The sequence below is a fragment of the Pseudomonas sp. W5-36 genome, from assembly GCF_046540455.1.
GTDB classification, from domain to species: Bacteria; Pseudomonadota; Gammaproteobacteria; order Pseudomonadales; family Pseudomonadaceae; genus Aquipseudomonas; species Aquipseudomonas graminis_B.
Window position 1 is genome coordinate 80,900 of the sequence record NZ_JAXCIQ010000005.1, and the last position, 13,198, is coordinate 94,097.

General features: G+C 62.2%; 7 protein-coding genes. All 7 read right to left on the reverse strand.

Going from position 1 to position 13,198, the window contains the following annotated elements:
* Positions 1–209: 209 nt before the first annotated feature.
* Complete coding sequence (ligD, locus tag SLW74_RS10935) at positions 210–2,897, reverse strand: DNA ligase D (RefSeq protein ID WP_410928866.1); 2,688 nt, start codon at positions 2,895–2,897, stop codon at positions 210–212.
* A 240-nt stretch (positions 2,898–3,137) separates the two neighbouring features.
* Positions 3,138–3,380 carry a hypothetical protein gene (locus SLW74_RS10940; protein ID WP_410928867.1) on the reverse strand — a complete coding sequence of 81 codons (243 nt, stop codon included), beginning with the start codon at positions 3,378–3,380 and terminating at the stop codon, positions 3,138–3,140.
* 135 nt (positions 3,381–3,515) lie between these two features.
* Positions 3,516–4,031 (reverse strand): DUF4142 domain-containing protein, encoded by a 516-nt coding sequence (locus SLW74_RS10945; protein ID WP_410929046.1) that lies wholly within the window; start codon positions 4,029–4,031, stop codon positions 3,516–3,518.
* A gap of 144 nt (positions 4,032–4,175) precedes the next feature.
* On the reverse strand, positions 4,176–4,487 hold the full coding sequence (locus SLW74_RS10950; protein ID WP_410928868.1) for a hypothetical protein: 312 nt from the start codon (positions 4,485–4,487) through the stop codon (positions 4,176–4,178).
* Positions 4,484–5,434, reverse strand: coding sequence for a methyltransferase (locus SLW74_RS10955; protein WP_410929047.1), 951 nt, complete (start codon positions 5,432–5,434; stop codon positions 4,484–4,486). The genes SLW74_RS10950 and SLW74_RS10955 overlap by 4 nt, the downstream gene beginning before the upstream one ends.
* Before the next feature lie 47 nt (positions 5,435–5,481).
* Positions 5,482–6,837 carry an iron-containing redox enzyme family protein gene (locus SLW74_RS10960; RefSeq protein ID WP_410928869.1) on the reverse strand — a complete coding sequence of 452 codons (1,356 nt, stop codon included), beginning with the start codon at positions 6,835–6,837 and terminating at the stop codon, positions 5,482–5,484.
* A gap of 668 nt (positions 6,838–7,505) precedes the next feature.
* Positions 7,506–13,121, reverse strand: a complete 5,616-nt coding sequence (locus tag SLW74_RS10965; protein ID WP_410928870.1) for a putative Ig domain-containing protein — start codon at positions 13,119–13,121, stop codon at positions 7,506–7,508.
* Between the last annotated feature and the right edge of the window lie 77 nt (positions 13,122–13,198).

The window sequence follows — 13,198 nt, forward strand, 5'->3', positions numbered from 1 at the left end:
GTAGCGGAGCAGGCGGCGAGGGGTTTAGTTCAGGACTTTGCAGCGGTGGGGGATTAGCGGTGCGTTTGGTGCTGGTAGGACCGGCTTCAGCCGGGAAGAGGCCTGTGTAGACACCATCATCTTTGCAGTGTGGCTGCCGACCCTTTCCCGGCTAAAGCCGGTCCTACTACGTCATCGCGGTTCTACAGGAAGCCCGCGTCGCGGATGGGTTATTTAAGCCCAACCCGTTTGCGCATGTCGGGGGTGGTGATGGTCTGGCGTGTTTTGCCCAGGTCCGCCCACGGGTCGCTGTCCAGTTCGGCGAGACGTTCGTGGACGGTGTGGATGTCCCAAGCGTTGGCGCCTTTGATCTCCAGCAGTTCTTCGCGATAGATCGGCACCGACACCGGCAGGCCCTCCCGGGTGCGCACCGAGTACGCGCAAATCGTGGTGGCGCCGAGCCCGTTGCGCAGGTAGTCGATGAAGATCTTGCCAATGCGGTTCTTCGGCCCGGCCACCGCCGAAAACCGCTCCGGCAGCAGCCTGGCGATGTGCTTGACGATGGCATGACTGAAATCCTTCACGGCGTCCCAGTCCGCTTTCGGCGTCAGCGGCACGACCACATGAATCCCCTTGCCGCCGCTGGTTTTCAGGAACGATTTGAGCCCCAGTTCATCCAGCACAGCGAGGGTCAGTTGCGTGGCTTCCACCATGGTTTTCCAGGGCAGCGCGGGATCGGGGTCGAGGTCGAGTATGAAACGGTCCGGCCGCTCAAGGTTCTTGGCGACGGCGTTCCACGTGTGCAGCTCCATGGCACTCATCTGCACCGCACCGATCAGTGCTTCGATGTTGTTGATCAGCATCACCGGATGGCCGGTGTATTCCTTGCCCATGGTCTCGATGCCGGGGATGGCGAGGCGGTCGGCGTTTTTCTGAAAGAACAGCTCGCCGCCGATGCCCTCCGGTGCCCGCACCAGCGCCACCGGGCGTTGGGACAGTTGCGGCAGCAGCCATTCGGAAATGCGGATGTAGTAATCGGCGAGGTCGCGCTTGGTCGCGCCGCTGGTGGGATCGATCACCCGCTCGGGGTGGGTCAGGCGAATCTTGCCTGTTCGGGTGTCGGCGGCATCGGACTCACGCGGACCTTCTTCGGCGTTGACAGGCTTGAATGCCTTCGCACGCTTACGCGTCGTCGCAGGTTTTGGCGTGTCTTCCGACCGCGCTTCTGGCACGTCTGACGCCTGCCCGGGCTTCGACGTTTGATCGGTTGATGGCGCCGGCGCCGGTAGCTCCTCGGTGATCGACTCCGCAGGCTTGTCGGTGCGCAGGCCATGGAAAACAGCGTGCCGGACCGATCCGTCTTTGGTGATCTCGGCAAACGCTACTTCGGCCAGCAGCACTGGTTTGAGCCAATGCACGCCCTTGGCTTCAAAGCCGGTGGGCGGATTGACCACCGCAGCCTTCTTGCCGTGGAGCGGCGTGAGTTGGTCGTAGATCGTGCCCAATGTCGCTTCATTGAAACCGGTCCCGACCTTGCCGGCGTACCTCAACTCGCCACTGTCGGCATCGTGCAGACCCAAGAGCAATGCGCCGAATTTGCTGCGCGCGCCCTTGGGATCGGTGTAGCCCACGACGACGAATTCCTGGCGACGCTTGCACTTGAGCTTGATCCAGTCACCGCTGCGGCGCGACAGGTAAGGGCTGCCGGCGCGCTTGCCGATCAGGCCTTCCATTTTCATCTGGCAGGCGCTGTTGAGCAGGACTTCCGGCACTTCGGCGAAGTCTTCGGAGTATCTGAGCACCTCGTCGTCGGTCCGTTCGAGCACCTTGGACAGCGCGGCGCGACGCTGTTCCAGCGGCACTTCACGCAGGTCCATGCCGTTGAGAAAGGGCATGTCGAACAGGTAATAAATAATGTTGCCGCTGCGGCCGGCCTCGAAGGCGTTCTGCAGGGCCTGGAAGTCGGGCACGCCTTCGTCGTTGGCGACGACCATCTCGCCGTCGAGCCAGGCCGATTCAAGGCCCAGTCCGGCGATGGCGTCGGCCTGGTGCGGCAGTTTGTGCGTCCAGTCATGGCCATTGCGGGTGAACAGCTGCACGTTGCCCTCGGCGACTCGCGCCATGACCCGGTAGCCATCGAACTTGATCTCGTACCGCCAGTCGCCCTCAGGCGCCGACTCCACCAGCGTCGCCAGTTCGGGCTTGATGAGATCCGGGATATCGCCAGGTTCGGCGCCGACCAGTTGCGCCTTGGCGGATTTCTTCCGGGGGGCGGGGACTTTCTCTACCGCTTTGGGCTTGTCAGGCTTTGACGTTGCCGCCGTTTTGCTCCCGCGTTTTTTAGGGATCAGGGTGCGATCGCTGAGCACGCTGTCGGGCAGTTCCCTGACGACGTCGTAATCGCTTTCCGGGCGGGCAAATTCGTCCAGGTGCTTGATCAGGAACCACTGCTCCTGCTTGCCGGGAATGTGCGTCTTTACCAGATTCCACACGCCGCCGAGCTTCTCGCCCTGCAGTTCAAATTTGAGTTTGCCCTTGGCGTAGGCCTCGGCAGGGTCGGTGAGGGGTGTCCACACGCCGCGGTCCCAGACGATGACGTCGCCGGCACCGTAATGCCCTTCGGGGATGCTGCCCTCGAAGGTGGCGTATCCGACCGGGTGATCTTCAACGTGCACCGCCAGGCGCTTGGCTGCCGGGTCCAGCGAGGGGCCCTTGGGCACGGCCCAGCTTTTCAGCGTGCCATCGATTTCGAGGCGGAAGTCGTAATGCAGGCGAGAGGCGTCATGCTTCTGGATGCAGAACTGCAGGGCATGGGCTGCTTTGTTGCTCGAAGCGCGTTTTTTCTTGGCGCTGCCTGACGGCTCGGGCGTCGCGTCGAAATCGCGCTTGCGGTTGTATTCGTCCAGTCCGGCACTCATGGAAATCCCTCAGCCTGCAGCCTGTGTCTGTTAAACGCAGAGTTCGCGGCGCGGGCGGAGTTCCGGTATCGGTTCGATCCTCTCCTGACACCCGCAACAATGGGGGCGCCTGAACGGGCCAGTTCCCGGCTGAAGCCGGTCCTACGGTGCAGCGCGGTCTGATAGTGGGACCGGCTTTAGCCGGGAAGGCGTCGGCCAAGACACTGCAAAATCGACGGCCTGGCATAGAGCGTAGACGCGCTATAAAGCCCCACGCTGCTCCGTCGCTTCCGCCAGCATCGCCAGGGTCTGTTCCATGTCCACGATAGACGCTTCCAGCGTAGCAAAGCATTGAGCGATGCTCTGTTTATCGTCCACCGTCTGGTGGCCGGTCAGCTCGGTGACTTCGGCCAGTTCAAGCCGGAACAGTTCGTTAACGCTGCCGCGAAGTTCGTCCAGTTGATTGAGGACAACAGCCATTTGATTGCGGGTCGCATTGCTCATGTCGGGCCTCACGTTATAGGGGGGCAGGCGCGGATTGCTTGATCACACACTGACAGACATGAAAAAGGCAGGGTGTCTAAACCCTGCCTCCTTCAACTAAAGATTCGAATCAGCCCGTGACAGGCGTCCTCCGAACTATTTAGCAGCGTCACCGCCATGTGCTTTGGCCAAGGCCTTGGCGTGGGTCAGGTGCTCTTCCAGCTTCGGCAACGCAGCGGTCGCGAACGCTTTCAGATCAGCGTCTTTGCCTTCAGCGGCTTCTTTCTTGAACAGCTCGATGGTTTGTTCATGGGCGACAACCTGGTTGTTCGCATACGCCTGATCAAACGACTTCGAACTGCGCAGCTCAAGAATCATCGCTTTGGCTTTGTCCATGAGCATGGCGTTATCAGACACTTCCAGCTTCTTGGTGTCAGCAATGCCTTTCAATTTGGTATTGGCGGCCGTGTGATCTTTGACCATCATTTCCGCGAAGGCTTTCACATCAGCGGAAGTGCCTTTCTCCAGTGCGAGTTTACCGGCTTCAACTTCTGCCACACCTTTGGCGGATGCATCTTCCACGAAGTCGTCGTTGTCTTGGGCTGCAAAAGCGCCTTGGCTACCGATAGCCATCAACAATGCGAGTGCGGAAGTCTGAATAAGATTTGCCATAGTGAAGTTCCTCTTCTGTCCTTGACGTGGCTTGAGTGCCAGCAACTAATCCGACGCACTGATCACATTAATCGTTCAGAGAATTTCATAACCAGCTGCTGTCAGGTCGCCTGTGGAACGCCTCAAACCGTCCGCAACTCTGTGTCAGAACGATTCAAACCATTCCCGATAAGGCGTATTCACAGCCTTGAAGCGATTCAAGTCCGCCGCACCGTCCGACCACCAGACCGGACCGCGCTCGCCCAGTGCAATCTTCGCCGCATTGACCGATGCGCGAGCCCCCTGGAGCGCGGCAGCGTCATCGGCGCGTTTGGCGGCTTTGACGGCCTGCCGCGCCTTCATCAGCGCATTGACCCACTGCTGGCGCTCTTCTTCGCCGAGGGCCGGGTTGCTGCAGCGCCACAGTTGGCCCTTAACGACGAAATAGCGACCGTCCGGCGTCGTTGGGTATTTCACTGAATCCGCGTGACCGTCAGCACCACGGCAGCGATGCGGTCAGCGTCCTGGTACGTGTCGGTTTCCAGCTCTTCACCGAACACGTCAGGGTCCATCTCGCGATAGGACCAGGCGAGATCAGGACGATCAACGAATGCGCGCGCCTGTTCGAGGAACAGATCAACGCCGTCGACCGAGGGCGCGCCGGTGTACAGCAATACGCTGCCGCCCGGCGCCAGTCGCTCAATGGCTTGCGCCAGGATACGCACGGACAGCTCGGAGCCCAGTTGTTCGCCACCGTGGCGGTAAGCGCGTTCCTGGGTGTCCTTCATGTACGGCGGGTTGGCGACGATCAAGTCGAACTCCCCGGTGGTGCCCGCCAGGATGTCGCTGTGGTAGGCGACCACGTTATCGGCCTTGGCCAGCGACGCGTTGACGGCAGTGAATCGCAGGGCAGTGGGGTTAATGTCAACCGCCAGCACACTCGCATCCCGTCGGGCACGGCCGATGAGGATCGCGCCGACGCCACTGCCACAGCCGATGTCGACGGCAGTACGAATCGGGTGGGTCGAGGTGCGCAGGTGTTCTTCAATGGCCTGGGCAAAGCGATAGGTGTCGGGGCCGAAGAACACCGAATCGTGAGCCACGGTGGGGAAGGCGGAGTGGACGAACAGCAAGTCATCAAGGCTCGACCAACGCACTTCACTGACCCACATGCCGGCATGGGCCCGCAGCACACCCGAGGCAAGCAGCGCTTCGAGTTCGGCTTCGTCCAGCAACCCGCCTTCGAACGGGCGGCTCCAGCCGAAGACGTCGCGCAGGCTGCGGGCCTCGCGGTTCTGTTCACGGGCGTTGACCCGTTGATGGGTCAGCGGCGTGACCGTGGTGAAACGATAGCCGCCGTCCTGCAGACGCTGTCCCAGTTGGAGCAGCGCGAGGTCGTGGCTTGCGTCGGTCATTTCCGGCATGTCCGGCGCAGACTGATCAAGGTTCGGTTCAAGCAGTGTCTGCTGGTTCATTGCGTCAGGCTTCCTTGCGCCAGCTGGCGAGCATAGATTCGAGTGGCCGCCAGACCTTCAGGCGTTGAATGGGAATCGGGGGCGATCAACTGGACCAGTCGCTCGAGCGGCAGGGACGGGGTATTGCGCGGCTGGCTGATGTCGGCCGCGGCCACCGGGCGACGGCGAAAGCGCGCGCGAAACGGATTGCTCTGCTCGGAGGCCTGCCAGTCACCGGCGATCCAGTCTTTGAGCAGCTGCATCTCATAGCCGCTGAACACACCGAACATCACGGCGCCGGGACCGTCGATCAGTTGCCAGAAGCGGCTGTCCTGCGGGTCTTGATTGCGCTTGATCCAGCCACGGTCCTCCAGCGCACCCAACAGCTGGCGACTCTGGCCAGGGGTGGCGAGCCAGTCGTTGATGGTCCGGCCTTCAAGGCGGCAGTAATCGGAATGCATGTGCTGGCCGAAGGTGCTTTTGGTCTCCAGCATCGAGACCACTTCTTCTTCCAGATCGAAGGCGCGGACGATGTCGGTCGAACCAATGCCCAGATCGTTGAGCAGGTAACCTGCGCGCAGACGCTGGAGGAACTCATCCTTGCTGTCGTCGTTCGGCAACAGATCCAGCACGGCCTGCACCGCCTTATGGGCGTGGCCGGAGCTGGCGTTGTCGATGGTCACGTGCAAGGTGAAGTAATACGGGTCGATGCCCAGTTCACTCAGCTCGAAGGCAGTAATCAGCAGGTGCAGCGGCAGTTGTTCGTAGCCCAGGTTATAGCCCAACACTTCCGGCAGGAATTCGTCGCTCAAATGGCCGAGCCCCAGTTGAATGGCGCCTTGCAGATAGAGCGCATCGTCCAGTGGCGAGATGGGCGCGCAATCGTGTTCGGTGAGCAAATTGCGGTACAGCACGACGTGATTCAGCGCAGGCTCGCCGTCGCCCAGCTCTTCAAGGTAGGTGCGGATCAAGCCGTGATAGCGCCAGTCGTTGGCATGCTTCACCGTGCCGTACAGCCAGGCGCCGTCTACCAGCTTGCTCGGCGCAACACTTTGCAGAAAGAACAGCGCGTGAGCTTTGTTGGTGAAGAACTTCCTGGGCCCGCCAGCGCGGCGCTCCTCGAGATAGACACCGTACTGCTCGGCGACGGAATGGCTGTTACTGGCCACCCAAGCCGACAGATCGTTGAGGTCAGCAGGCAGGTTTGACGGCAGCGTATTCGCTTTCTCCAGGTGCTCCTGGAGGAAGTCGCGAACGTTGTCCCACTCGCTGTCCACCTGTCCGCGCAGCAGGCGGGAGTACAGCGAATGGTGGGCGCCGTTGGATAGGTGCGCCGTGGCAGAACGCTCGGACAGTAGCTGTAAAGAGGTCATGGTTAGCCTGCTGACTTTTCTTGATATGTAGGTCAGAGGGAGGCAGTTCGCGAAAATTCCATCGAGTTGCAGGGCAGTCGATGATCGACAGCTGTCGGAGATGAATGGCGCATATTTCGATTCAATCGACGCCGCGTGGCCTGAAAATCGTACAGCGTGACTCGACCGCCGGGAGGGCAGCGACGACAAAAAGCCGGCTCCAACGGGGTTTGCGTCTGCCGCTGATGCCTACAATGGATCGTTGTAACCGTCTGCTCTTAGTGGGACCGGCTTCAGCCGGGAATAGGCCATTGAGTACGCAGCGGATCTTTTGTTGAGGCATATGACGTCTTCCCGGCTAAAGCCGGTCCTACGAGGGATATGCGGTCGCGCTGTCCGGGTTTCAGTCAGTCACATTGGAGGAACGCGATGCCTTCAGTGGGACCGGCTTCAGCCGGGAATAGGTTATTGAGTACGCAGCGGATCTTGGGGTGAGGCATCTGACGCCTCCCCGGCTAAAGCCGGTCCTACGAGGGATATGCGGTCGCGCTGTCCGGGGCTCAGTCAGTCACATCGCATGCACGCGATGCTTTCAGTGGGACCGGCTTCAGCCGGGAAGGAGCCGGTAGGTGAGCGATCCATAAAAAAAGGCCTCCATTGCGGAGGCCGTTTTTGTGTTACGCGATCAATCAGGCAACGAGGTCAGTGACGTGCAGCTCCTTGACGCCGACCAACTGGATTTCGAAATCCGGGGCCGCGTCGGCGTTGATGCTGCCGTAGAGAATCCCGTCAGCGAAGCGGATTTGCCCGGTCGCGTCGTTGCTGTCAAAGGCGTTGCTGCCGATGAAAGTAAACGCGTCGATCCCCGGGGTCTGCGGGTTGGCGTCCAGGGCGCTGAAGTCGAGCAGGTCGCCTTCGGCGCTCTTGAAGCCGTTGATCACGTCGCGCAACGCCCCGACGCCCATGTCGGCGATGGAGTCGAACACGTAGGTGTCCGACCCGGTGCCGCCGGTGAGCGTGTCAGTGCCAGCGCCGCCGATCAAACGGTCATTGCCCGAGCCGCCGATCAGCGTGTCGTTGCCGGCACCGCCGTTGAGCACGTTGGCCCCGCTGTTGCCGGTCAGGCTGTCGTCGAAAGCGCTGCCGATCAGGTTTTCGACGCTCTTCAGCGTGTCGAGGCCTGAGCCGCCGGTGTTCTGCTGCGCCGAGGTCGACAGGGTGGCGGTGATGCCGGCCTGCGCGCCGTAGTAGGACACCGTGTCGTTGCCGCCGCGCCCGTCCAGCACGTTATCGCCGCTGCCGGCGAACAGCACGTTGTCCAGGGCGTTACCGATGCCGTTCGCCGCGTCAATGCTGTCGATGTACAGGTTTTCGACGTTATTGCCCAAGGTGAACGTCGCCAGGGTGCTGTGCACACTGTCGACGCCGCCGGAGACGCGATCGGCGTTGCTTTCGATCACGCTGTCGCCGCTGTCGTCGACGTAGTACGTGTCGTTGCCGTTGCCGCCGCTCATGCTGTCGGCACCGCCTGCGCCATCGATCACGTTGGCTGCCGCGTTGCCGGTGATGAAGTTGCGCAGCTCGTTGCCGTTGCCGTCGATGGCCGAAACGCCGGTGAGCACCAGGTTTTCCAGATTCGCGCCGAGGGTCCAGCTGACCGACGCCTGCACGGTGTCGATCTGCGACGGCGAGTCGCTGCTTTCGGTGATGCTGTCGAAGGCGTTGTCGACGATGTAAATGTCATTGCCGTCGCCGCCCGTCATGCTATCGGCGCCAAGGTCGCCGTCCAGCGTGTCATTGCCGGCCGAGCCCACCAGGGTGTCGTCCTGGTCGGTGCCGAAGATCAGGCCGCCTTCGTTCTGCGCGCCGTCGAAGATGGCCTGCACGCTGTTGTTGTCGCTCGGGTCGCCTTTGAAGCCCAGGTCGTCGGCGATGTAGTCGGCCAGACGCTGACCGACGATCTCGGCAGACTCTTCGTGCAAGTGCCAGACGTCATCGGGATAGACCAGCGGGTCGACCTCGTGGCGCAGGGGCAGATCGGTGTAGTCCACCGCAATCTTCACGTCGTCACGCTGGGCGGCAATCGCTTCCTGGGTGGCACGGACATAGCCGACGCCTTCGACGATGCCGGCGATCTTCTCTTCCGAGAAACCGCGGGCGCGGGCCGCGTCCTGGTCGTAGTGGCCGGTTTCCATCATGTAGACGTTGAAGTTGCCGAACTGCGCGTGCAGGTAATCGAACACCGACAAAGTCGCGGCCTTGTACGCCGCCGCGGCGACCTCTTTGTCCGAGGCGCGGGCGATTTCCTGCGCTGCTTCTTCGCCCTGGCCCCAGATGATGCCCATGGTCACGTTGTCGACCGCTTTCAGCTCGGTGAGTTGGTCGTTCAACAGGGCCACGGCGCGCAACAAGGCAGGGCCCGGCTGGTCGGTGTCGGTCAGCCACCAGCACAGTTTCAGTTCGTCGGCGCTGAGGGTCGACATGCCGTTGACGGTGCTGCCGCCCACCGCGATGTCGATGCCATTGCCGTCGGCGTCGTTGAACTGGCTGCGCACGTCGTAGGTGGTGTACTTGCTCAGGCCGTCGACCAGCATGGTGGTGCCGGACTGGCTGTCGTCTTCGGTCATGCGCAGCAGACGTGCGTTGGACTGGCCCAGGGTCGGCAGGAACAGGATGTCCTGGTCGGCCCGGGAGCCGAACACGAAATCGTCCGCCGTGAGGGTGTTCACGTAGTTGCCGCTCAAGGCGATCTCGAAACGGTGACCGTCGGCGTCAGGGACGCTGGACTTGATGTAGGTCTTGTCGCCGGCAGCGTTCAGGCTCAGGTACAGCGTGCCGTTGCTGCCGTCGCCCAGGCCGAGGAAGCCCAGGGCGGAGACGTCGATCTTGTCCACGCCGTGGGTGAAATCGTAAACCGTGTCGGTGGCGGTGACGCCGCCGGTATTGTAGTCGCGGTAGCTGTCCTGGACGCTGGTGTAGCGGAAGGTGTCGGCACCGTCGCCGCCGTACAGCGAGTCGCGACCTGCACCGCCGTCGATGATGTCCGGTCCTGCGCCGGCGCGAATGGTGTCGTTGCCGCCCAGCCCGAGGATCAGGTCGGCGCCTGCGGTGCCGGCGATCGCTTCGCCATTGTCGGTGCCGGTGATGGTGCTGGCCGGCGCATCGGCCACGGCGAGGGCAAAGCTGTCACTGACGGACGCGCCCGACGGATCAGTCGCCTTGATCAGCAGGGTGTAGTTGCCTGAGGCAGTGCTGGTGGGCGTGCCGCTGAAGGTCAGGCGGGTGCTGTCGAAGCTGAGCCAGTCCGGGAGGGCGCTGCCATCGGCCAGGGTCGCGGTGTAGGTCAGCGTGTCGTTGTTGCCGTCGGAGAAGCTGTTGCTGGTGACCGCGTAGGTGAACGGCGAATTTTCCGTCGCGTTCTGGTCCAGCAGCGGAATCACCACCACCGGCGCCACGTTGACGGGCACGTTCTGGCTGGCGAAGACAAAGTGACTGGCGTTAAGGCTGCTGGCCAGATTACCCGCCAGGGACAGTTCGAAACGGTTGCCGCTGGCGTCCGCGACGTTGTCTTTCACGTAGGTGCGGTTGGTGCTGGCGTTGTAGGTCACCTGCAGCGTGCCGTTGAGGCCGTTGCCCAGGCCGCTGTAGCCCAGGGCCGAGACGTCGATCTTATCGGCGGCGGCATCGAAATCGAGGATCTGGTCACTGGCGCTGGTGGTCGCCGTGCGGTAGCTGTCCTGGGTCGAGGTGAAGCGGAACACGTCCGCGCCCGCGCCGCCGGTGAGTTTGTCGGCACCGGCGCCACCGATGAGCACGTCGTTGCCGTCGCCACCATTCAGGGTGTCGTTGCCCGCGCCGCCGAAGAGCTGATCGTTGCCGGTGGTGCCGGTCAGGGTGTCGTTGCCCGGCGTGCCGTTGATCTCGCCCGGCGTGACTGGCACGTCCTGCACGGCGAGGGTGAAGCTGTCGCTGACCGTGGCGTTGCTGGCGTCGCTCGCGGTGATCTTGATCGCGTAGGTGCCCGACGCGGTGTTGCCCGGCGTGCCGCTGAAGGTGCGGGTCACGGCGTCGAAGGTCAGCCAGGCGGGCAGGGCGGTGCCGTCGGCCAGGGTGGCGGTGTAGCTGAGGTTGTCGTTGTCCGGATCGGTGAAGCTGGTGCCCGGCACGACGTAACTGAACGGCGTGTTCTCGGTGGCGTTCTGATCCAGCAGCGGGTTGGCCACCACGGGGGCCTGATTCACGGTAGGTGCGGTGGCGAACACGAAGTTGGCGCTGGTCAGTTTGTCGAGGTAGTTGCCCACGAGCGCGACTTCGAAGCGGTTGCCTTCGGCGTCGGCGTTCAGCGATTTGATGTAGGTCTTGTCGCCGGCGTCGTTGAGCACCGCGTAGACGGTGTTGTTCATGCCGTCGGCAAGGCCCGTAAAGCCCAGCTTGGAGAGGTCGATCTTGTCGGCGGTGACGTCGAAATCAGTGATTACGTCGCCCAGATTCGCGCCGCCGGCGTTGTAGTTGCGGTAGCTGTCGGTGCGGCTGGAGAACACAAAGGTGTCAGCGCCGGCGCCACCACTGAGGGTGTCTTGCCCGGCGCCGCCGTCGAGACGATCGTCACCGCCGCCGCCCGCCAGGCTGTCATTGCCGGCGAGGCCCAACAGGGTGTCGGCCCCGTCAGTGCCCTGCAGCGAATCGTTGGCCTCGGTGCCGGTGAGGGTGCGATTGAAGATGAAGTTGTCGGCGGTCAGCGCGCTGACCAGGTTGCCGGCCAGGATCAGTTCGAAGCGATTGCCACTGGCGTCGGCGTCGTAGTCCTTGATGTAGGTGCGGTCGTTGCTGGCGCTGTAACTCACCTGCAGGGTGCCGCCACGGCCATTGCCCAGCCCGGTGAAGCCAAGGCCCGCGAGGTCGATCTTGTCCTGGGTCGGGTCGAAGTCGGTGATGGTGTCGTCGAAGCTGGTGGTCGCGGTGCGGTAGCTGTCGGATTCGCTGGTGAAGCGGAAGATGTCCGCGCCTGCGCCGCCGGTGAGCTTGTCGACCCCGGCACCGCCGATGAGGATGTCGCTGCCGCCACCGCCGTTGACGGTGTCATTGCCTGCGCCGGCGTAGAAGATCTCGTTGGCGTCGCTGCCCAGCAGGGTGTCGTTGCCGTCGGTGCCTTGCACGGCCACAACGGGCACGGTCGCGCTGACGTAGCTGCCATCGCCGTACAGCAGGGTGTCGCCCTTGGTGGTGTGGCTGATGGTGTTGCCGATGATAGCGTTGCGGTCGGTGCCGTCTTCGTTGCGCTCGGCCACGCCATAGGTGGACAGCGCGCTGCCGGTGATGGTGTTGCCCTGAACGGTGTTGTCGCTGCCGTTGAAATACTTGCCGGAAACGCCGTTGCTGTCGTCGTAGGACTGAATGATGATTTCCGGTACGCCGCCGCCCAGCGAGTTGTTGCTCAAGGTGTTGTTGATCACGTCGACGTTGCTGCTGCCGTAGATGCGCACGCCGGCGCTGGCGTTGTCGTGGATGTCGACGCCGGTCATGGTGACTTCGCTCGAGAGCTTGATCAGCACGCCTTCGGCACCGTTGTTGTAGACCTCACCGCCGGTGATGGTGATGTTGTTCGGCGAAGGGATGTTCTCGCTGCCGCGCTGCACGACGATGCCGCCACCGCCGTTGCCATAGGCAACGTTGTTGCTGAGGGTGAAGTCGTGGCTGCTGGTGACCACGTTGAAGCCGTGACGATCGTTGTCGTAGGCGATGTTGTTTTCGAAGGTGCTGTCGCTCAGGAAGTCAGCGACGAAGCCGTCCAGACCGTTGCCATGGGACACGCTGTTCTTGATGACCATGTTAACGGTCTGTTCGTGGGGGTCGAAGCCGTAACCGGAACAGTCCTTGATCTCCACGCCGTCGAGGGTGACGTTGGAGTCGTAGCCTTCCTTGCCGGGAATGAAACCGTTGAACCAGCCATCGATCTTGCCGGTGGTGTTGTCGCGGTTGCCGTCGATGGTGAGGTTGCTCAGCCCGAAGTCGTGGGTTTCTTCGCCGTAGGCGGAGCGGATAACGCCGGTGATTTTCGTGTCGGAGCCGTCCGCGACCTTGATGTTCGAGACGCCCATGCCGTCGCCGTACATGTAGACGTTGCTCTTGAGCATGAGGCAGCCGTCAGACGGTTCCTCACCGCCCGACACGATGTAGGTCCCGGGGGGTACATAGACTTGTCCTCCGCCAGCCGCCGCAGCTGCATCAATCGCTTGTTGGATGGCCGCGGTGTCGTCAGAGACGCCATCTCCTTTGGCGCCAAAATTTTGGACGTTATAAATCATGTACTTATCTCCGGTCACAGGCTGAGGTCACGCTGCGTGCCAATTTCCAATCGGCACTGCAGCAGGTATGACCTAAC

Coding starts and splice junctions, on each gene's coding strand:
- SLW74_RS10960 (WP_410928869.1), bottom strand. CDS start 6,837: ATGACCTCTTTACAGCTACTGTCCGAGCGTTCTGCCACGGCGCACCTA.
- SLW74_RS10955 (WP_410929047.1), bottom strand. CDS start 5,434: ATGCCGGAAATGACCGACGCAAGCCACGACCTCGCGCTGCTCCAACTG.
- SLW74_RS10965 (WP_410928870.1), bottom strand. CDS start 13,121: ATGATTTATAACGTCCAAAATTTTGGCGCCAAAGGAGATGGCGTCTCT.
- ligD (WP_410928866.1), bottom strand. CDS start 2,897: ATGAGTGCCGGACTGGACGAATACAACCGCAAGCGCGATTTCGACGCG.
- SLW74_RS10940 (WP_410928867.1), bottom strand. CDS start 3,380: ATGAGCAATGCGACCCGCAATCAAATGGCTGTTGTCCTCAATCAACTG.
- SLW74_RS10945 (WP_410929046.1), bottom strand. CDS start 4,031: ATGGCAAATCTTATTCAGACTTCCGCACTCGCATTGTTGATGGCTATC.